Genomic DNA, 19,748 nt, shown 5'->3' with positions numbered 1-19,748 from the left:
GGCGCGGGTCTGTCCCGCGCCGGTGCTTTCAAGCGATATCTGATCCCTGAAGGAGGGCGTTGAAATGCGACCTGACTATGATAAATCACCCCGCCAGATCGGCGGCGAGCTGGTTATTCCGATCGTGGCTGTTGCCTTCACGCTCTATTTCTTTTCCTCAATCTGGAACTCACCCTGGACAGCTCAGGTCAGCGGCTTTCTCGTCGGCGGCATTCTGTTGCTGGTCTGCGGGATATTCTTTGTCCGCTGCATCTCACAGCTTATGTCGGGTCGGGCATCTCTGGGATTTGGTACGCTCTTTTCAATGCAGGACATCACGTCGCGCCGTATCGGCCTGCTGATCACCACAGTGGGCTACTGCCTGCTGATCGACCGGCTGGGCTTTACCCTGACCACATTTCTGTTTCTCGCGCTCAGCATGCTGATCCTCAGCCACGGCAAACGCCCCGGGCTGATCATCGCCATCTCTGCGGCGATGTCGCTGGGCGGCTGGGCCGTCTTTATCTGGGCATTTGAGACCCGTTTCCCGAGCGGCTGGTTTGAGACGACAATGAAGGCAGTGCTGGCAAATGGGTGAGACAGGAACCATTCTGGTCGAAGTATTCTTTCAGACCATCAGCTACTGGTGGGTGATCATTCCCACTATTTTCTTAGGTCTGATCGTCGGCGGTGTCCCGGGCTTCAGCGCCGCCAACACCATCATCATTCTCATGCCCCTGACGCTGGCGATGGATCTGGAGACAGGTCTGATCTTCATGGTCTCGCTCTACTGTGCCGCCCGTATGGGGGCCGGCATTCCGGCAATTCTGGTCAATATCCCCGGCACTGCAGGGGCAGCCGCCACACCGCTGGACGGCTATCCGATGACCAAACAGGGCCGTGGCCAGCAGGCACTGGCGATGACCTTTGTGGCTTCCTCGCTGGGCGGCCTGCTGACAACAGTCATCGCGCTTGCAACCATGCCGATCCTCGCCCGTGTCGGTTTTTACATGCATTCCGTCGAGATGATTGTTGTCATGCTCTTTGGTATCTCTCTTATCGCGTCGATCGCAGCGCAGGATATGGTCAAGGGTCTGATCGCGGGCTTTCTGGGGCTGATGATCGGCTCCATCGGCACCGATGTCGTCTATGCGACTCCGCGCGCGACTTTCGGGTTTCTGGAGCTTTACGACGGCATCCCGCTCATACCGGCTCTGGTCGGTCTCTTCGCCGTCTCTGAGGCCTTCGTGATTATCGAAAAACGGCTGATCATCACGGACGATGCCCGCAAGGCCATGGCAACCCCGAGCTGGCACGCCACGTTTGAGGGGGCCTCCATCGCGCTGAAACGCTGGTGGCATATCGCCTGGACGAGCGTGATCGGTCTGATCATCGGAGTGATCCCGGGTGCCGGCGCTTCCATTGCGAGCTTTGTCGCCTATCAGCAGTCACGCTCTTTTTCTAAAACGCCCGAGGCCTACGGCACAGGTCACCCCGAGGGTCTGATCGCGCCCGAAAGCGCCAACAACGGCGTGACTTCCGGCACACTCGTACCACTGCTGGTGCTGGGCATTCCGGGCGGTGCGACGGCGGCGATCATGCTCGTGGTGATGCAGTTTCACGGTGTGAGCTTCGGCCCCTCGCTTTTCGAGAACAACCCGAAGGTCGGCTATGGCATGTTTATGGCGATGGCGGTCAGCTATCTGTTTATGATGTTCACCATCCTGCCGCTCAGCCGCTACATGAGCCGGGTGACCACAGTGCCGACGATTTACCTCGCACCGATGATCATTTCCTTCACACTGGTCGGCGCTTTCGTGCCGCGCGAGTACATGTTCGATATGTACCTCGCCCTCGCCTTCGGCGTGCTGGGCTATGTCGCGCGCCGCACCGGCTATCACGTGGCGGCCATTCTGATCGGGGTCATTCTCGGGCCACTGCTGGAGCGCTATTTCCTGTGGTCTCTCAAGAAGTCCGACGGCGACATCATGGTGCTCTTCTCGTCCACACTGGGCAATGTGCTATGGGTCTGCCTCGTCCTGTCGATCGTGCTGCCCATCTGGTTTGAAATGCGACGTAAACGCCGGGAGATCGTGACACAATGAAGCAGGAAATCGAATTTGAACTGGCCCGCAACATCCGCAGGCTCGGCCATCTGGACATCGCCGGTGGTGGCCAGGTCGTGGTGCAGGGCAACTATGCCTATGTCGGTCACATGAAGCCACCGATGGGCACCTCGATCATTGATGTGTCAGATCCGTCAGATCCGCGTGTCACGGCACATGTGGCGCCGCCGGATGAATACTCCCATACCCATAAGGTCAGGGTCGCGGGCGACATCATGATTACCAACGTCGAACAGGACCGGCGCCATTTTCTGCGCAAGGGTGAGAAAATCGCCGGCCTTCGCGACCAGCTCGGAGCCGGCGCAACGGACGCTCAGATCGCGGAAGCACTCGGCGTCAAAGAAAGTGATATCCCGGATCTCGAAGCGGCACTAGCCCGGGGCTACGACGGCGGCGGCTTCCGGGTCTGGGACATCAGTGACAGGTCCGCACCCAGAGAGCTCGCCTATGTCCGTACCCATGGCTTTGGCGTGCACCGCTTTGATATGGATGAAAACTACGCTTATATCTCGACCGAGATGGAGGGCTATGTCGGCAATATCCTCGTGGTCTATGACCTTTCGGATCCGTCGAACCCCACCGAAGTGAACCGCTGGCATATGCCAGGACAGCATCTGGCGGGCGGTGAGACGCCCACCTGGGAAGGCTACGGCGTCCGGCTGCATCATGCCATGCGCTGTGGTGATGAGCTCTGGGCCGCGGTCTGGCACGCAGGCTACCGCGTGCTTGATGCCAGCGATCTGGCCTCCGGTACCATCCCGGCGGTCAAAGGCAGCTACGTCTATCCCAAAGCTATCCCTGAGCCCACCCACACCGTCATGCCGCTGGAAAACCTCATTGACGGGCGCCGCTATGCCATCGCCATAGATGAAGAGCACGATCACAAACCCGGCCAGCTGCACGGTTTTATCTGGATTATGGACGTTACCGATCTTGAGAATATGGAGCCCGTCGCGGCCTGGGATCTGACCGAGCGCGCCTGTCCTTATATCGGCCAGCCCGGGGCGCGCTTCGGCGGCCATCAGTTCCGCGAGAAACTCGATACTACGCTCATTTATGCCACCTGGTTTGCCGGTGGCCTGCGGGTGCTGGATGTGGCGAACCCGAAACTGCCCGAGGAGGTGGCCTGGTACACGCCCCCTGTCGGCAGTGATGGCACACCACCGCAGTCAAACGATGTCGATGTGGGCGAAAACGGCCTGATCTACCTGCTCGACCGTAACAATGGCCTCGAAATACTGGAGATGACACTATGAACACGCAGGACCCTGATCTTCTCGCCCCGAGCGTTGATCCCAACAAGAAAGCCATCGGCATCCGCAAGGTCAGCGCGCGCAACGAGGCGCGCCCGCGCACTGTAGTGATGGTGCGCAATCATGTGCTGATCACTGATGAGAAAGAGACAGATACAGGCCCGACCCCGCTGGAAATGGCGCTCAGCTCGCTGATGGGCTGTGAAGGGGTGATCATCAACCGCTGCGCCGAGGCAATGTCGTTCGATTATACGGCTGTCGATATGGACGGTGAGGGCGAAGTGGACCAGCGCGGCTCGCGCGGGGTCCAGGGCGTCAGGCCGTATTTCAACTGGGTTAAACTCAATATCCGCGTGCATACCGATGAAACGCAGGATCGTTTCGACCGTCTGATCAAAAACGTCGAATACCGCTGCCCGGTGATGAACCTTTTCCGCTCGGCTGATGTGGAGGTCATCGTCAACTGGGAGCGCGTGACCTCGTGAGCCTGCGTCTGCGCATCAATGGTAAAACGCATGATGTTGAGGATGATCCCGACACGCCGCTGATCTACGTTCTGCGCGATACGCTGAAACTCAGGGGCACGAAACTGGGCTGCGGCCTGGAGCAGTGCGGCGCCTGTGCGGTGCTGGTCGATGGCGGGGTGCGGCTGAGCTGTGTGTCGCCCGCCGGCACCTTTGAGGGTCAGGAGATCACAACCATCGAAGGGCTTGGCGCCACGCCGACCGGTAAACGCGTGCAGGAGGCTTTTGTCACCGAGAGTGCGGCCCAGTGCGGGTATTGCACGGCAGGGCTGGTGGTCGCCGTCACCGCCCTGCTGGAAGAGACGCCCTCCCCTGATCCCGAGAAAACCCGCACCGCGCTTGCCCCGCATCTGTGCCGCTGCGGCTCCCACCCGCGCATTCTGAAAGCCGTCGAGACGGCCGCCGGGCGGTCATGAGCCTCGCGGCCTTCCCCCTGGTCCGCCATTGGCTGCAAAGCGACGGGAAAGCCGTTACGCTGCACACCGGCAAGGTCGATATCGGCCAGCGGATTTCCACCGCCCTCGCCCAGGTCGTCGCCGAAGAGCTGACGCTCCCACCTGATGAGATCCGCGTTGCGCCTGTGACCACTGCCGGCTCGCCTGACGAAGGCATTACCTCAGGCAGCAACTCGGTGGAGCATTCCGGGCGCGCCCTGCGTCTTGCCGCGGCGACACTGCGCCACTGGCTGCAGGCCCGGCTGACCGATGCCGAAGGCCGCGGCCCATGGACGCTGGAGAATGGCGCGTTCCGGCGTGAAGGCGCGAACATCTCGCACAGTATCGTGGGTCTGATGGCCTCCGAAGACTGGAGCCACCTTGAAGTGGATACCGGGGCCACGACGATGGCACCGGCCGAAACGGTTCCCGCCCCTCGGATGCGCGGGCTGGAAGATATCGTCCGGGGCAGTTTCACCTTTGTGCAGGATATTGATGTGCCGGATATGCTGCATGCCCGCGTGGTGCGGCCGCCTCATGCCCGCGCGACGCTCGCCTCCATGGATACTGAGACCCTGTCCCGCCTGACCGACGAGGGGCTGCGGGTGATGCAGAGCGGTAGTTTCATTGCTGTCGCCGGCGAAGGCGAATGGGCGGTCGTGCGCGCGGCCTCCCGTCTGAGTGCCACCTGTGAATGGGACCAGAACGGCGGTCTGTCCGAAGAGGATGTCTTTTGGGTGCTGACCCGCGACAACGCCATCCGGCGACTGCCCGTGGTTGAAGGCCTGCCCCTGGAAGACCAACCCGTCCCGGCAGAGCCCGAAAACCCCACCTACTCCGAACGTTTCGAGCGGCCCTATTTTCTGCACGGCGCGCTGGCACCTTCCGCAGCCTTTGCCGTTTTCCGCAACGATGTGCTGGAGATTACCTGCCACAGCCAGGGCATTTATCCCCTGCGCGACAGCATCGCCGACAGCCTGGGGCTCTCGCCGGAAAAAGTTGTCATCACCCACATGCCGGGCTCCGGTTGCTACGGGCACAACGGCGCGGATGACGCGGCATTTGAAGCAGCACTTGTGGCTCTGGAACTGGCGGGAACACCCGTTCTGCTGAAATGGAGCCGTGAAGACGAGCACGCCTGGGAACCCTTTGCCCCGGCGATGGCAACCGAACTGGCCGCGTCACAGGGCCCCGACGGCCAGGTCACATCGTTTTCTGCTGAGGTTTTCAGCGACACTCACCGCGGGCGCCCCCGCGCCGGTCCCGACCGCGCAGGCCCCGCCCGTCTGCTCGCCAACCAGTTGCGTGACTGTGATGTGCCCGCGCCGAAGGCCACCCCCAATATGAACCGGCACGGTGGTATGCACCGCAATCTCGACCCCGTTTACATCTTTCCCGAAAAGCGTTTGGTAAAGAACCTCGTCCACGGTTTGCCGCATCGTACATCGGCATTCCGCTGCCTGGGGGCCACGACCAATATCTTCGCGCTTGAAAGCATGATGGACACGCTGGCAAAGCAGACTTCAGAGGACCCGATCCGCTACCGGCTGAACCAGATGCAGGATCCGCGCGGGTGTGCGGTGCTTGAGCGCCTGCGGGAGGGTATAACCCGCCAGCCGGCCCTGCCCGACACCGGCGGGCGCGGCATTGCCTATGCACAGTATAAAAACGCGATGACCCGCGTGGGGATATGCGTTGATATCGACATGGCAGATACCGGCGAGGTGCTGCTTAAACACGTGCTGATCGTGGCAGATGCCGGTCGCGTGCTGGACCGTGAGGGGCTGATCGCGCAGCTTGAAGGCGGTTTTATCCAGGGCGCCTCCATCGCGCTCAGCGAAGAGGTCACATGGGACCGCGACGGCATCCTCTCGCGTGACTGGGAGAGTTATCCGGTACTGCGCTTTGACCGGGTTCCGCAGATCACGGTTGATCTTATCAACGCGCAGCACGAGCCTTCTGCCGGTGCAGGCGAAGCCACGCCGGGACCAGCCATCGCGGCGATCGCGAACGCGCTTTGTGACGCTACAGGAATGCGGATGACCCGGTTACCGCTTACAGCCGATGCAATCCTGCGCCACGCCGCAGCGCTTTAGAGTAAAACTCTGTCGGCTGCCGGATGAACGGGCAATCTGAGCGCTGTCCGAATGGAGTTATAACGGGTCACGCGCATGCTTTTGACGGCGGATAACCGGGCCGATTCTCGATACCTTTGCTTAATGGTTCGGCAAGGAGATCAAACTGGTCAGGCAAACGACTGGAAAAGACCACTCACCGGATCCTGAAGCCCGGCGTTCACTTTTTTTGACTATAAGGCCTTTACCCCTGGTGACCTGATTGCGCCGGGTGTGGGTCATGCGAAAACGCCACCCCGCTGGTTGCGCCCGGGCGAGACCAGCGGGGTCGAAATCGAGGGCACCGGCATCTGCGCCAGCACCGTCGTTGCGGAAAGCCCGATTGTCGAGCCTGCGTTACAGCGCTGAACAACGACGCGGCCCCGTTTTCACGTCCCGCACTACAGATGATGTTGAGCTTTGTCTGTATCACTCCGGGCACATCCGATGTGGCGAAAGGCGCGTCACGGACACGACCTGCCTGCGGTCCTGAAACGACATCCCCCGGGACCGGTCCCGCACGGTTTAATCATTTTGCAATCACGGGCCGCTACAGTCGTCACCCTGTGACCTGTAAATCGCGTAAGAGTGACCGATATGCCATTTCCGACCCTTCGCCAGGTCACCTTTGCCATTTGCGCAGCCTTCGCCGGGCTTTCCGCGCAGGCCGAAGCGGTCTTTGTGGGCTGGGCCCCTGTACCCAGTCTTTATGAGGAAACAGGAACCGACACCCCTGACGGATTTTTCGGGAATCTGGCCACCCGAATTGCCGACCGTGCGGGTCTTGATATAGAGTTTGTGCGCTATGCCACTATGTGGGATGCGATCAGTGCCCAGGCGAATGGCGAAGTCCAAATGCTTGCGGGTGTCACCCGTCTCGGTATTCTCAGTGCGACGAACATATATTCTGAGCCTGTCGCGCAATCCGCACATTACCTGGTCGTGCGGACCGAAGACCGCGCAGGCTTCGACCTGGATGACGGCGGTGTAAAACGCATAGGTGTGATTGAAAGCCGGCGGATGACCTTCACTGCCCGCGACAAGCTCGCCGGCCACCACATTATCCCTCATGAAAGCGGCCCTGATGGTCTGCATGCGCTGCTCGCCGGACTGACGGATGCACTGGTTGTGATCGGCGATCCGTTTTTCCACAATCTGCGCCTGAAACGGATTGACCACAGGGTCGCTTCCGTCAACGGGCCCCTTCAGACCTTTGACCGCGCTGTTGCGCTGCATGGCTCCCGGGCAGAACTCATGCCCCTTATAAATGCCGCACTGTCTGACCTCAACGCGTCGGGTGAGCTTGAATTTCTGCGACAGCAGTGGGGGCTGGTACCAACCTCAGGGGCACCGGATCTGCTGACCGTCGGCGTGACCCATTTTCCGCCCTTTCAGGTGATCAGAGAAAACGGCACCCTTACCGGGTTTTCCGTTGAAGCGCTGCGTGCTCTGGGAGAACGTGCCGGTCTCTCGCTGCGCTTTGTCCCGATCACCAGCGACGCCTTTGGCGCCGGTCCCCGCGCCGGAACCTACGACATCCTTCCTCAGGCTGGTGTGACGCCTGAACGCGCACGCCGGATGGATTTTGCACTGCCAACGAGCGAATACACCCTCTCGGCATTCGTCAGGGCGGATGACGTCTTCCGGCCGCAGTCGCTGGAGGATCTGGCCGGCGAACGGGTCGGAGCAGTAGAGGTCAATATCGCCCGGCGCAGGCTGGAAGCCACAGAAGGCATTGATCTTGTGATTTTTTCAGACGTCCCCGGCATGATGGGTGCGCTGGCGGCAGGTGAAATTCGTGCCGCAGTCAACATCGCCAGCGTCCTGCGGACCGCCGCCAGAGAAGGTGGCCTCGAGGGTGTGACGCAGGAAGTCCGACCCCCGCTTTTCTCCGGGCAGCGCGCACCGGCGCTCCGCTTTGGACTTGGTGACGTGCGCGAGAGACTGAACGTCGTGATACCCGGGTATCTTGCGTCCGATGAATACCGTGACCTGCAGCTGGAATGGTTCGGACCAAAACCGCTGATTTCCGATCAGCGGATCTCACAGATCGCCATCGCGACTCTTGCGGGTCTGCTGGTGCTTGGCGCCTACGCAGCACTTCAGCACCGGGCCAGATTGCTGCACCAGCGGGATGCAGCGCAGAACCAGCGCCTTGTCGAAATCGAGATGGCTCACACGCGCAAAGCAAAAGAACTTGTGGCGCAGCTTGAAATCACCAATGCGGATCTCGCACGTTCCAACAGCGAGCTGGATGCATTTGCCTATATCGCGTCTCACGATCTGAAGGCGCCACTGCTTGCCATCGAGCAGACGTCGCAGTGGATTGAAGAAGATCTGGGCCCGGTACTGACCGACGAATCCCGTGAAAGTTTCGATCTGCTGCGCAACCGGGTGAGCCGCATGTCGATGCTGCTTCACGATCTGCTGGAGCACGCAAGGATCGATCGCAACGAAACCGGATTGCGCCTTGTCTCCGGCAGGCAACTGGCGACTGAGGTGATTGATCTTGCTGCCGTGCCGGAAAGCTTCACCGTGATACTGGACCAGAGCCTCGATAGTGTGCATGTCAACGCAACGCCGCTGCTGACGGTTCTTCTCAACCTTGTGCGAAATTCCGTGAAGCACGCGGAGAAGCCCTGTGGCACCATCCGACTGTCAGTCAGGGAAAAAGGTGAGGCGCATCTTTTTTGCGTGGAAGACGACGGTCCAGGCATTGACCCGAGATATCACGAGCGCATTTTCGGGATGTTTCAAACACTCAGACCACGCGATGAAGTGGAGGGCAGCGGCATGGGGCTCGCGATTGTTCAGAAAACCGTCACGCTCGCCGGGGGACGTATTTCGCTGGAATCTTCGCCGGGTAACGGGTGTCGTTTTTTTGTGGAGTGGCCAAAACCACCGGTACAAACGCATACAGGCAATCAACAGGCTGCGTGAGCCCGGCCATCCTTTAAGAGCATCAAAATACTTACCGGTGGCGGCGGAATTACAGCTTTTGCGCGCGCTAGCGCTTTGCCCTGTCTGTAACCGCCCGAAGGCCGGACAGCAGTGACAGGCACAGATCTGGTTTCGCAGCTGAACGCCAGTGCCTGCAGGACGCCGGCATCCGAAACAATCAGCACACCCGATGCATCGCAACTTTCATCCGGATGGCGGAAGCACCCGAGCAGAAAATCAATGCATTTATTGCAATGCCTGCGGCAGAAACAATGCGATCGACGGAAAGGCGATCAGCGCAAAGACCATCACAAGCATCGCGACCACATACGGAATTGTGCCCACCATGACCTCGGACAACGTACCCGATTTACGGGCTCCCTGGACCACATAGAGGTTCAGCCCGACCGGCGGCGTGATCAGTGCCATCTCGATCAGCACGATCATCAGGATCCCGAACCAGATCGGATCATACCCCTGCGCAACCACAAGCGGCACGATAATCGGAATGGTCACCACCATGAGCGACAGGGTCTCGATGAAAAAACCGAGCACGATATAGAGGACCACAACCACCATGATTGTACCCAGAGGTGTCAGTCCGAGACCATTCATAAAGTCCGTCAACTCACGCCCCAGCCCGGCGGAGGCGAGCGTGAAATTGAGAAATGACGCGCCGATCACGATCAGCATAATCATTGAAGTTATTTTAACGGTCCCGAGCACGCTTTGCCCCAGCATACCGAACGACACACCTCCGAAAAAGAACGCGATCAGCAGCGCGCCGGCCACGCCCACTGAGGCCGCTTCTGTCGGTGTGGCCCAGCCTTTGTAAATCGAACCGACGATCAGGCCGAAGAGCAGCAGGATCGGAACAAGATCGACCAGCGCCCGCATCATCTGCGCCAGCGGAAAGGTGCGGCGCACTCCGCCCAGCGACGGCCTGAGCATGCACAGCAGAACAGTAATCACCATGAACGCGAGGGCGAGGCCAAGGCCGGGCAACAGGCCCGCGAGGAATAGCTGCGGGATCGAGGACTGCGTCAGAAAGCCATAAACGATGAGGTTAATAGACGGCGGGATCATAATCCCGAGCGTGCCGCCGGCCGCAATGGCGCCGGAAAAGAGCCGCGGATCATATCCCAGTTTTTCCGCCTGCGGCATCGCGACAGTCGCAACAGTCGCTGCTGTGGCGACGGATGACCCGGAGGTCGCGGAAAACATAGTGGCCGTGGCGATATTAGCGTGCACAAGTCCCCCGGGCAGCCAGCTGACCCACCGGTCGAGCGCTGCATAGGTACGGGTGGCCACACCGCTGCGTACCAGTATTTCGCCGAGCAGAACAAAGAAGGGAATCGCGATCAGCGTTGCGGAGTTTGACGCCGACCAGACCATGTTGCCAAGGCCCCGCGTCAACGGGAAAGACGAAAAGAACGTATCCACCCCGAAGCCGAGCAGAAAGAGCACAATCCCCACCGGGATCGACAGTGTAAGCAGGCCCAGCAGTCCCGCAGCGACAGACCCGATCATTGCAGCATATCCTGTTCAGCAAAAGCACCGACGGCCGTTTCAACCTCGCCGTGGCGCCCTTTGAGCGTCAGCGACAGCGCGACGAGGGTCATCACGCAGGAGACCACAGAAAACCACACCCAGCCCGCAAACCAGGGTGTCTGCACCCAGACCAGTGGCGTTTCGAGCGGCGTGTTCGCCCGCGACCCGTTGCTCAGCGAACGCTCCACCACAGGCCAGGCTTTAACAGCGATCATCACGATCACCGCGCTGAGCACGACCATGGAGAAGACGTCAAACAGCGAGCGGACAAACGCTCCCGCTCTGGCGCGCAAAAGGTCGATGCGCACATGACCCAGTTCAAGGAGCGTAAACGCCATGCCCCACGAGGTGGCGATGGCCATGACATAGCCGCTGATCTCGTCCGTTCCCCCCAGAGAAGACCCCAGACGGCGCAGAATAATATCAAGCAACACAATGCCGGCGCAGGCAAAAAGCATGATCCCCACGATCAGGGCCACGGCCCGGTTAATCCGGCGCAACGCGTTGATAACTTTCTGTTCCATCTGAGATCTTTCTCCCCGGAAGAGACTTATTTGATTTCGACGCCGACAACCTGACCGACGGATGCGTTCCAGCGCTGAGCCCAGTCGCCGCCGGCACGCTCGGCCCAGTCAGGCAGCACTTCAGTGGTCAGAATCTCACGGGCTTTGGCAAAATCAGCGTCCGAGGCCTCAACCAGAACCATCGAACGGCTCTCACCAGCGGGGCAGTCACCGTTTCCGGTCAGGCAGGAAATATCGTCGACCAGTGCTGTCTGCGCGCTGGCCCATGCAGGATCCTCAAAGCTGGTTTTGACTTCGGCTGCAATGAGCTCCCGGGTCGCCGCATCCAGACCGTTCCATTTGTCGAGGTTCATCGCTGTGACCACCGAATCCCAGCCACCCAGCGGCAACGGCATGAGGTGCGTTGAAACCTCCCACCAGCCGGCGCTGTAACCCGAGCCCGCACCGGTGACGGCGCAGTCGACCACACCGTTCTGCAACGCGCCCGGCACTTCGGAGAAGGAAACGTTCACGCCCTCAGCCCCCAGCGCTTCGAGCAGCTTGGCAGTCATCCGGCCGGATGCACGGACTTTCAGGCCCTGCAGATCGTCGAGCCCGGCAATCTCATGGTTGCAGAAAACCACCTGCGGCGGATAAGGCGCGATCGCAAGTACCTGTGCGTTGAACCGGTCACGATAGATATCGGCAACCATCGGTCGGGCCGCATCAACCATCGCACGGGCTTCATCCGCGGTCAGCGCCAGCAACGGAACATCCAGCCCTTCCAGTTCGGGCGCATCAGCAACGGCATAATCCGCAACGGTCATAGCGACGTCATAGACCCCTTGCCCCAGCAGCGGGTAAATGTCACCAAGGCCAAGGCCCATCTGGTTATGCGTGGTCAGCTCAACGGTCAGCTTGCCATCCGAGGCGGCCGGCAGGGTCTCGCTCCAGAACGGTGCCTCATATTGCTGGTGCAGCGGCAGGCTCGACCAGCTGCCCACAACAGACAGTGTTTCGGCCATTGCCGGGGCGGCCAGCGCGGTTGTCGCGGCCATAAGGGTAAGTGTCTTGCGCATGATTAACTCCTTGTTGGATTTTGTTCAGTGTTGGTGTGCTTTGAAGACAGGAATATCCGCATCCTCGGCCACGTCCGCGACCAGCATATGACCCGGTGCATGGGTGATGCAGAACGGAATTGCAGCTTTCATCAGAACGTTTTGCGGCGTCACACCGCACGCCCAGTAGACCGGAACCTCACCGTCAGAGACCTCAACAGGGTCCCCCCAGTCAGGCTTCTGAAGGTCGGCGATGCCGATGCCGGCTGACGGTCCTGAGCCAATGGGTGCGCCGTGCGCGTGGGGGTAGCGGGCGCTGATCTCCCAGGCGTCCTGCACCCGCGCTTCCGGGATCGGCCGCATGGTTACGACCATCTCACCACTAAAAGGACCAGCGGGAGCAAGTGCGATATCGCTGCGATACATCGGCACCGTCTGATCGAGATCGATATGTTTGACCGCGATCCCCTGCGCCATAAGCGCATTTTCAAACGTAAAGGAACATCCCAGCGCCACGGTCACGAAATCGTCCTGCCAGCAGGTAGAAATATCCGTCACTTCCTCGTCAAAGACACCGTTGCGAAACAGCCGGTAGCGCGGCACATCCGTGCGTATGTCGATGTCTGCGCCAAGATCAGGCAGCGCCGGGTTCCCGGGCTCACTCACGGCCACAATCGGACAGGGCTTGGGGTTCAGTTCGCAAAAGCTGATGAAATCAGCAGCATATGCCTCCGGCAGGATTGCCAGATTGCACTGCAGCCTGCCCGCAGCAAGACCCGCCGTATGACGGGCATAGCCGCCAGCACGGATCAGCCGGCGCAGCGCATGAACATCCAGATCTTTCAGGCTTTCCTTGACAGACACATGAGCCCCCCGGCGTCAGCTTTGCGGAATACGTTCCACCAGCCGACACTCCCGCGTCTGGTGGATACAGTCAAATTGAATGTTTAGAAGGATTTTAATAGAAATTTTTTATCTTAAAACGGAGATCAGGATGCGGATCAGGAATCTCGATACCTTTTACTGGATTGCCACCCTGCGCAGTTTCCGCGCAGCGGCTATGAAGCTCAATCTGTCTCAGCCCGCTGTCAGCGCACGCATTCAGATGCTGGAGCAGGACCTCGGCACCACAGTTTTTCTGCGTGGAGCCCGCCACGCCGGGCTGACGCCCTCGGGGCGGCGCCTTTTGCCGCTGGCGCGACGGTACATGGCGCTTGAGCAGAATGTTCTGGAGGCTTTCAGCGGTCAGACCAATGTCAAACAGTCGATCCGTCTGGGGGCATCAGAGACCATCGTGGCCACCTGGCTGCCGGATTTTCTGAGCCTGCTCAGTGACACCCGCCAGGGCTTGTCTTTTGATCTGATGGTGGATTCCACCGACAGTCTGCGAAATGCGCTGGTCTCCCGCGAGATCGATCTGGCGTTTCTGATGGGGCCTGTTGCAGAGGCCAGCATCACCAACCGCGAACTGTGCAGCTTTGACATGATCTTTGCGGCGACCCCTTCCCTGGCGGGAAAGTCGGAAAAGTGGAGCGTGGAAGAACTCGCAGCACAGCCCGTTCTGACCTTTGCAAACAATACCAAACCCAGCCGGCTTCTGCGTGAGATGCTCGCACAGCATGCGCGGCCGACGCTGGACATGTCGACCTCGTCGTCACTGGGCGCTCTTATCAGACTGGCGGTTGCAGGCTTTGGCATCTGTGCGATCCCGGCAGCGGTCATTCGCGAAGAACTGGCGGACGGACGGCTCGTTGTTCTGCCCACAGAGGTCGATCTGCCGCCCATCGCCTTCACTGCAAGCCACGTAACAGGCAGCCCGGTGAGCGATCTTATGGCCGGCGTGACACGGGAGGCAAATGCGTTTCTGGGAGACCGGATGTTCCGGCAGACCTATGGCGGCACAGCAGCGGGCTGAACCGTTACCCCTGATTGCGCAGCCATTCCATCACAGCCGGGCGAACTGACATCCCGCCACGATGACGTGCGTCAGCAATGACTTTGCGCACTTCTCCGAGGTCGGACCGGCGCAGAAGGCTCTTGACCGGGCCGATTGACGCCGGCCGCATGGACAGAGACCGCAGCCCGATGGCAGCAAAACAAAGGGCTTCGACAGGGCGACCCGCATCCTCACCACAAAATGACAACGGTGTTCCGGTCTTGTCGCAGCGCTCAACGATACTCTCGATAAAACTCAGGAATGAGACGTTCAGCGTGTCATAGCGCCGCCGCACACGTTCGTTTTCCCGGTCAGCCGCAAAGAAAAACTGTTTCAGATCGTTGCCGCCGATTGACAGGAAATCGACTTCTTCAAAAAACTTCATCGGCGCGAAACCGAGGCTCGGCGTCTCAAGCATGGCACCGATTTTCACTGTTTCGGGCAGCGGATGGCCGAGGCGCTCTTCGGCCTGCAGGGTTTTTTCCATGAGCCTGCGGGCTTCGCGGTATTCCTCAAACTGTGCGACGAAAGGGAACATCACCGTCAGCGGCCGCCCTTCTGCCGCCCGGATCAGCGCCTGAAGCTGCATCCGCATAATCCCCGGCTTATCAAGGCCCACCCGGATCGCCCGCCAGCCGAGCGCCGGGTTCGGCTCGTCATTGGGCTTCATATAGGGCAGCACTTTATCAGACCCGATGTCCAGCGTGCGGAAGACCACAGGCTTGCCACCGGCAGCATCCAGAACACGTTTGTAAAGGGCGACAAGCTCACCCCGTCGCGGCATCTGGTTGCGCACCAGAAACTGCAGCTCAGTGCGAAAGAGCCCGACCCCTTCAGCCCCGGACGACGGCAGCGAGGGCAGATCAGCCATCAGACCCGCGTTCATAAAGAGCCCGACCGTATTGCCGCAGGCCGTTGTGGCGGGCTTGTCCCGGATCGAGGCATAGCGCTCCTGCGCTTCCGCCAGCATCGCAATTTTGTCTCGAAAGGCTGTCACGACGGTGTCGTCCGGGCGCAGATGCACAATACCCTGCTCACCATCGACCATGATCTGATCACCGTTCAGCGCTTCGGTCGTCACGCGGCTTGCGTGCACCACCAGCGGGATCGCCAGTGCGCGCGCGACGATTGCCGCATGGCTGCCGACCGAGCCTTCTTCGAGGACGATGCCGCGCAGGCTGCGCCCGTATTCCAGCAGTTCCGCAGGCCCGATATTACGCGCTACGAGGATCGGGTTTGCAGGCATTTCTGCGCCTGTATCCTTACCCTGCCCGGTCAGGATCCGCAGCAGCCGGTTACTCAGATCATCCAGATCACTCAGGCGTTCGCGCAGGTAATTATCGGTCACCTGCCCCATCCGGGCCCGCGCGAGCGACTGCTCTTTTTCAACAGCGGCCTCAGCGGAGAGACCACCGCCGATGTCGTCTTCCATCCGGCGCATCCAGCCTTTGGAGTTGGCAAACATCCGATAGGCTTCGAGAACCTGGGCCTGGTCTTTGTCCTGAGCGCCGGCGATTTCGAGCATCTTATCGACACCCACGCGCAACTGTTCCACGGCCTCGCGCAGCCGTTCTATTTCGCGTACCGGGTCATCAGCGATCGGGTTGGTGACCACGACACGGGGTTCATGCAGCCATACATGGCCCTCCGCCGCCCCCTCCTGACCGACAGTACCGCGAAACATCGCCGGCTGAGAATGGCGGGCAGACATGGCAGCGCCTTCACCGACAAAGGCACCAAGCTCAGTCATTTCCGCAAGGACCATCGCGACCACTTCCAGTGCATAGACCTCGTCGGCGGAATACACTCGCGCGGCACGCGACTGAACCACCAGAACCCCAAGCGCCTCGCCCAGCCGCTGCACCGGCACACCCAGAAAACTGGAGTAAATTTCCTCGCCGGTTTCGGGCATATACCGAAAACCGCGCGCCTGCGGCGCATCAGGTTCGTTGATCACCGACCGGCGCCGCGCCACGAGGCCGACCAGTCCCTCTCCGACCTTCATCCGGGTCTGGTGCACCGCGTCCTGATTAAGCCCTTCTGTGGCGCAAAGCTCCAGCGTCTCATCATCCCGGAAGAGATAGATTGAGCAGACTTCACAGCCCATGCTGTCGGCGATCAGATGCGTGATTTTGTTGAGCCGGGCCTGTCCTTCGACATCGCCCGCCATCGCATCACGCAAACGGCCCAGCAACACACGGGACCCTGTTTCGGGGCGTTCTGCCACCTCGTACTGCCTCCCGGCTCAGCGATTTCCGGCTTCAGCCAACCGGCTCAGGCCGCTTTGTCCAGCTCAAAGGCATCATGCAGTGCCTGTACGGCGAGTTCCATGTATTTCCGGTCGATCAGCACAGAAATCTTGATCTCTGACGTGGTAATGACCTTGATGTTTATGCCCTCGGCGCTGAGCACCTGAAACATCTTTGCCGCAACGCCTGTGTGGCTGCGCATGCCGATGCCGACGACACTGACTTTGGCCACATCCGTGTCCGCGATAACGTCCTGATAGTTGATGACCGCGTCGGCCTTGGCTGCCTCAACGGCCTTTTGCGCCCGCATCACCTGATCGGTCGGGCAGGACCAGGTCATGTCGGTGCGGCCCTCTTCGGCGATGTTCTGAACGATCATATCGACATTCACGCCGCCGTCACTGAGAGCTGTGAAAATACTGGCGGCAATCCCGGGGCGGTCGGCAACGCTCACGAGCGTCATCTTGGCTTCATCCCGGCTGAACGCCACACCTGCAACGACATTACTTTCCATAATTTCCTCCTCATCACAGACGAGCGTGCCCGCATCATCCGACTGTTCCTCAAAACTGCTCAGCACCCGCAGCTTTACCTTGTAGCGCATCGCCAGCTCAACCGAGCGGGTCTGCAGGACACGGGCGCCCAGAGAGGCCAGCTCAAGCATTTCCTCAAACGCGATGCGGTCGAGTTTGCGTGCCTTGCTGGAGACCCGCGGGTCGGTGGTATAAACACCGTCCACATCCGTATAGATATCACAGCGCTCTGCCCCGAATGACGCGGCAAAGGCCACAGCTGTTGTATCTGACCCGCCACGTCCCAGAGTGGTGATGCGCCCTTCGGGGCTCACGCCCTGGAAACCGGCGACGACGGCCACCCGCATGCCTTCGGCGAATTTGCCGTTGATGTTGTCGGTGGGGATCTCTTCGATGCGCGCCGAGGAATGGGCTGCCGTCGTACGGACCGGCACCTGCCAGCCCTGCCAGCTGCGCGCCGGCACGTCCATTTCCTGCAGTGTCAGTGCCATCAGGCCCGCCGTGACATTCTCGCCCGATGAGACAACCGCATCGTATTCGCGTGCGTCATAGAGAGGGGACGTTTCATTGACCCAGCCCACAAGCTCATTGGTCTTGCCGGACATGGCAGAGACGATCACGATGACATTATAGCCTTTGGATACCTCGACGCCCACGCGCTTTGCCGCGCGCCTGATGCGGTCCGGAGTGGCTACCGAAGTGCCACCGAATTTCATCACAAGAACAGGCATACCCCGCATCCCCCTGGTCAGTCGGGCGCGGTTTACGCGCAGACCGCGCCGATCACAAGTCTCACGCGTTTGCGGGGACCTGATTTCTCAGCGTGCAGTATATGCGCACCAGAGCAGGGCCGGCCACTGGCCCTATGTTCAGCCATAAATCAGACGTGTGCAGATAGCTTAAAAGGGATGCGCACGGCCGTCCCAGGTCTCAAAACATCCCGTCGTGTTCATGTTCAGCGCCTCAAACCGCGCCATCAGACCGGCCACAGCCTCTTCGACGGTTATGTCAGCCGACATGCTGCCCATATCAGTTTTCACCCAGCCGGGATGGTAGATGCCGACGGCGATACCTTCTGATGCCAGATCAGCGGCAAGGTTGCGTCCCAGATTGAGCACGGCAGCCTTGGAGGCGCGGTACACATAGCTGCCTCCGGGCGCGCGTTCGCTCGAGGCCATCTGAGACGAGATAATCGCAATTTTCGCTGAGTCCGCCCGGCGCAATGCCGGCAACAGGGCTTCGATCGTCAGAAAGACACCAGTCACGTTCGCGGCAAAACTGCGCGCCCAGATCTCCGGCTGGTATCCCTTACCGATCACATGCCCCTTATCGAGATAGACACCGGCATTGCACACCAGTAAATCAACCGGGCGGTCCTCCAGCGCTCCGGCAAAGCGCGCAACAGATCCCGGATCTGTTACATCAAGCTGCCAGCCGGCATCCCGCGTTGTGCCGATGGTATCTGTGCCGCGCGCGGCATACGCCCGGGCCAGCCCTTCGCCGATTCCGCGGCTTGCGCCGGTAATTACCACTGTCATTGCTCAGTTCGCCTTTTTTCCAGGAAGAAACGGCAGCGGCGCCACCGGCACACCATCCTCGATCAGCTTTCTGGCTTCTGCGGCATTCGCTTCGCCGTAAATCGCCCGCTCCGGCGTTGCGCCGAGATACATGGATCGTGCCTCGCTGGCAAAACCCGATCCCACGTAATCTGCATTGTCCTCTACATAGCGGCGCAGCTTCGCAATTTTACCGGCTGTCTCGTTCTCAGGCGCTGTCAGGTCAGGTTTCTCAGGTGTTTCCGCGGATGAAACCCGCGGTGCCATCAGTGCCTTTTCCACGCCATAAGAGCCGCATTCCGCGCAGGCCAGATGCCCCGCAGAGCGCAGCGTCTCATAGGCGCCCGCTGACTGAAACCAGCTGTCAAAGCGGTGCCCCTGATCACATTTCAGCGTATAGCTGATCATTTCAGACCGGTCTCCGAAGGAAGTTTCTGGTATCAAAGAAATGGGGCGCAAACCCCTCCGGGTCAAGTCGCCTCAGATCGGGCGCCGCGGATCAAAATCCAGCAGAATTCGTGCCAGTTCAGGCTCATCCACCATTTTTGCGGCCTTTTTGCGCGACACCCAGCGGCGCTCGCGTTCGCCTGCTTCCGGGTATTCATCAGCGATCGAGCTGACCTCGACGGCAAATATCATACCGAGACAGGGAAAATGGCCGTTTTCGTCGGTTTCTTTGCTATAGGAATAAATACCGAGGCACCGACCGTCCGACTGGCCGCGCACGCCGGCCTCTTCCCATGCTTCCTGAGCGGCGGTCTGCGCCGGCGTCAGCCCGTGCATCGGCCAGCCCTTGGGCACGATCCAGCGACGGGTGCCGCGCGAGGTGATCAGCAAAATCTGAATCTTATTTTTGCGGATCCGGTAGCACAGCGCAGCAAACTGGGATCGCACGTCATATTTACGCGATCCTGAAACGGAAATGGGGAGCTGTTTGATCATGTCTCGCTTGAGCGAACTCTGTCTGTAAAACTGTTAATTTTCTGTTATCT

18 protein-coding genes are annotated in these 19,748 nt (G+C 60.0%); 9 read left to right on the top strand and 9 right to left on the bottom strand.

Annotated elements, in window-relative coordinates:
• Positions 1-64 precede the first annotated feature (64 nt).
• From G3256_RS05245 to G3256_RS05210, 8 genes are all read left to right on the top strand, one after another.
• Positions 65-577 (top strand): tripartite tricarboxylate transporter TctB family protein, encoded by a 513-nt coding sequence (locus tag G3256_RS05245; protein ID WP_169639820.1) that lies wholly within the window; start codon positions 65-67, stop codon positions 575-577.
• Entirely contained in the window at positions 570-2,084 is a 1,515-nt protein-coding gene (locus G3256_RS05240; RefSeq protein ID WP_169639819.1) for a tripartite tricarboxylate transporter permease, read from the top strand. The genes G3256_RS05245 and G3256_RS05240 overlap by 8 nt, the downstream gene beginning before the upstream one ends.
• Positions 2,081-3,361, top strand: a complete 1,281-nt coding sequence (locus G3256_RS05235; RefSeq protein ID WP_169639818.1) for an LVIVD repeat-containing protein — start codon at positions 2,081-2,083, stop codon at positions 3,359-3,361. The genes G3256_RS05240 and G3256_RS05235 overlap by 4 nt, the downstream gene beginning before the upstream one ends.
• A complete protein-coding gene (locus G3256_RS05230) occupies positions 3,358-3,843 on the top strand; it encodes an OsmC family protein (protein ID WP_169639817.1) in 486 nt (161 codons plus the stop codon). Before G3256_RS05235 ends, G3256_RS05230 begins: the two co-directional genes overlap by 4 nt.
• Positions 3,840-4,298: a (2Fe-2S)-binding protein gene (locus G3256_RS05225; RefSeq protein ID WP_246227792.1), complete on the top strand. Its 459-nt coding sequence runs from the start codon at positions 3,840-3,842 to the stop codon at positions 4,296-4,298. The genes G3256_RS05230 and G3256_RS05225 overlap by 4 nt, the downstream gene beginning before the upstream one ends.
• Positions 4,295-6,412 carry a molybdopterin cofactor-binding domain-containing protein gene (locus G3256_RS05220; RefSeq protein ID WP_169639816.1) on the top strand — a complete coding sequence of 706 codons (2,118 nt, stop codon included), beginning with the start codon at positions 4,295-4,297 and terminating at the stop codon, positions 6,410-6,412. The genes G3256_RS05225 and G3256_RS05220 overlap by 4 nt, the downstream gene beginning before the upstream one ends.
• 252 nt (positions 6,413-6,664) lie before the next feature.
• Positions 6,665-6,799: a fumarylacetoacetate hydrolase family protein gene (locus tag G3256_RS19175; RefSeq protein ID WP_246227790.1), complete on the top strand. Its 135-nt coding sequence runs from the start codon at positions 6,665-6,667 to the stop codon at positions 6,797-6,799.
• Between the two features lie 228 nt (positions 6,800-7,027).
• Entirely contained in the window at positions 7,028-9,370 is a 2,343-nt protein-coding gene (locus G3256_RS05210) for a transporter substrate-binding domain-containing protein (protein WP_169639815.1), read from the top strand.
• Between the two features lie 246 nt (positions 9,371-9,616).
• On the opposite strand, the gene G3256_RS05205 is transcribed toward G3256_RS05210, so the two are convergent.
• From G3256_RS05205 to G3256_RS05190, 4 genes are read right to left on the bottom strand one after another with little or no spacing between them, the layout of a single operon-like run.
• Positions 9,617-10,900, bottom strand: coding sequence for a TRAP transporter large permease (locus tag G3256_RS05205; RefSeq protein WP_169639814.1), 1,284 nt, complete (start codon positions 10,898-10,900; stop codon positions 9,617-9,619).
• Positions 10,897-11,445 carry a TRAP transporter small permease subunit gene (locus tag G3256_RS05200; RefSeq protein WP_169639813.1) on the bottom strand — a complete coding sequence of 183 codons (549 nt, stop codon included), beginning with the start codon at positions 11,443-11,445 and terminating at the stop codon, positions 10,897-10,899. Before G3256_RS05200 ends, G3256_RS05205 begins: the two co-directional genes overlap by 4 nt.
• Positions 11,446-11,471: 26 nt before the next feature.
• Complete coding sequence (locus G3256_RS05195) at positions 11,472-12,503, bottom strand: TRAP transporter substrate-binding protein (protein WP_169639812.1); 1,032 nt, start codon at positions 12,501-12,503, stop codon at positions 11,472-11,474.
• Between the two features lie 24 nt (positions 12,504-12,527).
• Complete coding sequence (locus G3256_RS05190; RefSeq protein WP_169639811.1) at positions 12,528-13,346, bottom strand: putative hydro-lyase; 819 nt, start codon at positions 13,344-13,346, stop codon at positions 12,528-12,530.
• Positions 13,347-13,476: 130 nt separating this feature from the next.
• Between G3256_RS05190 and G3256_RS05185 the strand changes: the two genes are divergently transcribed.
• Positions 13,477-14,397 carry a LysR family transcriptional regulator gene (locus tag G3256_RS05185; RefSeq protein ID WP_169639810.1) on the top strand — a complete coding sequence of 307 codons (921 nt, stop codon included), beginning with the start codon at positions 13,477-13,479 and terminating at the stop codon, positions 14,395-14,397.
• A 4-nt stretch (positions 14,398-14,401) separates the two neighbouring features.
• Here G3256_RS05185 and ptsP read toward each other — a convergent pair whose 3' ends face one another.
• The 5 genes from ptsP to G3256_RS05160 form a co-directional block, all read right to left on the bottom strand.
• Complete coding sequence (gene ptsP, locus G3256_RS05180) at positions 14,402-16,588, bottom strand: phosphoenolpyruvate--protein phosphotransferase (protein WP_425501553.1); 2,187 nt, start codon at positions 16,586-16,588, stop codon at positions 14,402-14,404.
• A gap of 104 nt (positions 16,589-16,692) precedes the next feature.
• On the bottom strand, positions 16,693-17,931 hold the full coding sequence (locus G3256_RS05175) for an aspartate kinase (protein ID WP_169639808.1): 1,239 nt from the start codon (positions 17,929-17,931) through the stop codon (positions 16,693-16,695).
• A gap of 168 nt (positions 17,932-18,099) precedes the next feature.
• On the bottom strand, positions 18,100-18,738 hold the full coding sequence (locus G3256_RS05170; RefSeq protein WP_169639807.1) for an SDR family oxidoreductase: 639 nt from the start codon (positions 18,736-18,738) through the stop codon (positions 18,100-18,102).
• Between the two features lie 3 nt (positions 18,739-18,741).
• Complete coding sequence (locus G3256_RS05165) at positions 18,742-19,164, bottom strand: DUF1178 family protein (protein ID WP_169639806.1); 423 nt, start codon at positions 19,162-19,164, stop codon at positions 18,742-18,744.
• A 72-nt stretch (positions 19,165-19,236) separates the two neighbouring features.
• Positions 19,237-19,698 (bottom strand): NUDIX hydrolase, encoded by a 462-nt coding sequence (locus G3256_RS05160; RefSeq protein WP_169639805.1) that lies wholly within the window; start codon positions 19,696-19,698, stop codon positions 19,237-19,239.
• Positions 19,699-19,748: the final 50 nt, after the last annotated feature.

It is taken from the genome of Roseobacter ponti (assembly GCF_012932215.1).
GTDB classification, from domain to species: Bacteria; Pseudomonadota; Alphaproteobacteria; order Rhodobacterales; family Rhodobacteraceae; genus Roseobacter; species Roseobacter ponti.
Note: the sequence above shows the minus strand (reverse complement) of the source record. Positions and strands in the feature narration are given on the sequence as shown.

Coding starts and splice junctions, on each gene's coding strand:
- G3256_RS05245 (WP_169639820.1), top strand. CDS start 65: ATGCGACCTGACTATGATAAATCACCCCGCCAGATCGGCGGCGAGCTG.
- G3256_RS05240 (WP_169639819.1), top strand. CDS start 570: ATGGGTGAGACAGGAACCATTCTGGTCGAAGTATTCTTTCAGACCATC.
- G3256_RS05235 (WP_169639818.1), top strand. CDS start 2,081: ATGAAGCAGGAAATCGAATTTGAACTGGCCCGCAACATCCGCAGGCTC.
- G3256_RS05230 (WP_169639817.1), top strand. CDS start 3,358: ATGAACACGCAGGACCCTGATCTTCTCGCCCCGAGCGTTGATCCCAAC.
- G3256_RS05220 (WP_169639816.1), top strand. CDS start 4,295: ATGAGCCTCGCGGCCTTCCCCCTGGTCCGCCATTGGCTGCAAAGCGAC.
- G3256_RS05210 (WP_169639815.1), top strand. CDS start 7,028: ATGCCATTTCCGACCCTTCGCCAGGTCACCTTTGCCATTTGCGCAGCC.
- G3256_RS05205 (WP_169639814.1), bottom strand. CDS start 10,900: ATGATCGGGTCTGTCGCTGCGGGACTGCTGGGCCTGCTTACACTGTCG.
- G3256_RS05200 (WP_169639813.1), bottom strand. CDS start 11,445: ATGGAACAGAAAGTTATCAACGCGTTGCGCCGGATTAACCGGGCCGTG.
- G3256_RS05195 (WP_169639812.1), bottom strand. CDS start 12,503: ATGCGCAAGACACTTACCCTTATGGCCGCGACAACCGCGCTGGCCGCC.
- G3256_RS05185 (WP_169639810.1), top strand. CDS start 13,477: ATGCGGATCAGGAATCTCGATACCTTTTACTGGATTGCCACCCTGCGC.
- ptsP (WP_425501553.1), bottom strand. CDS start 16,588: ATGGCGGGCGATGTCGAAGGACAGGCCCGGCTCAACAAAATCACGCAT.
- G3256_RS05175 (WP_169639808.1), bottom strand. CDS start 17,931: ATGCCTGTTCTTGTGATGAAATTCGGTGGCACTTCGGTAGCCACTCCG.
- G3256_RS05170 (WP_169639807.1), bottom strand. CDS start 18,738: ATGACAGTGGTAATTACCGGCGCAAGCCGCGGAATCGGCGAAGGGCTG.
- G3256_RS05165 (WP_169639806.1), bottom strand. CDS start 19,164: ATGATCAGCTATACGCTGAAATGTGATCAGGGGCACCGCTTTGACAGC.
- G3256_RS05160 (WP_169639805.1), bottom strand. CDS start 19,698: ATGATCAAACAGCTCCCCATTTCCGTTTCAGGATCGCGTAAATATGAC.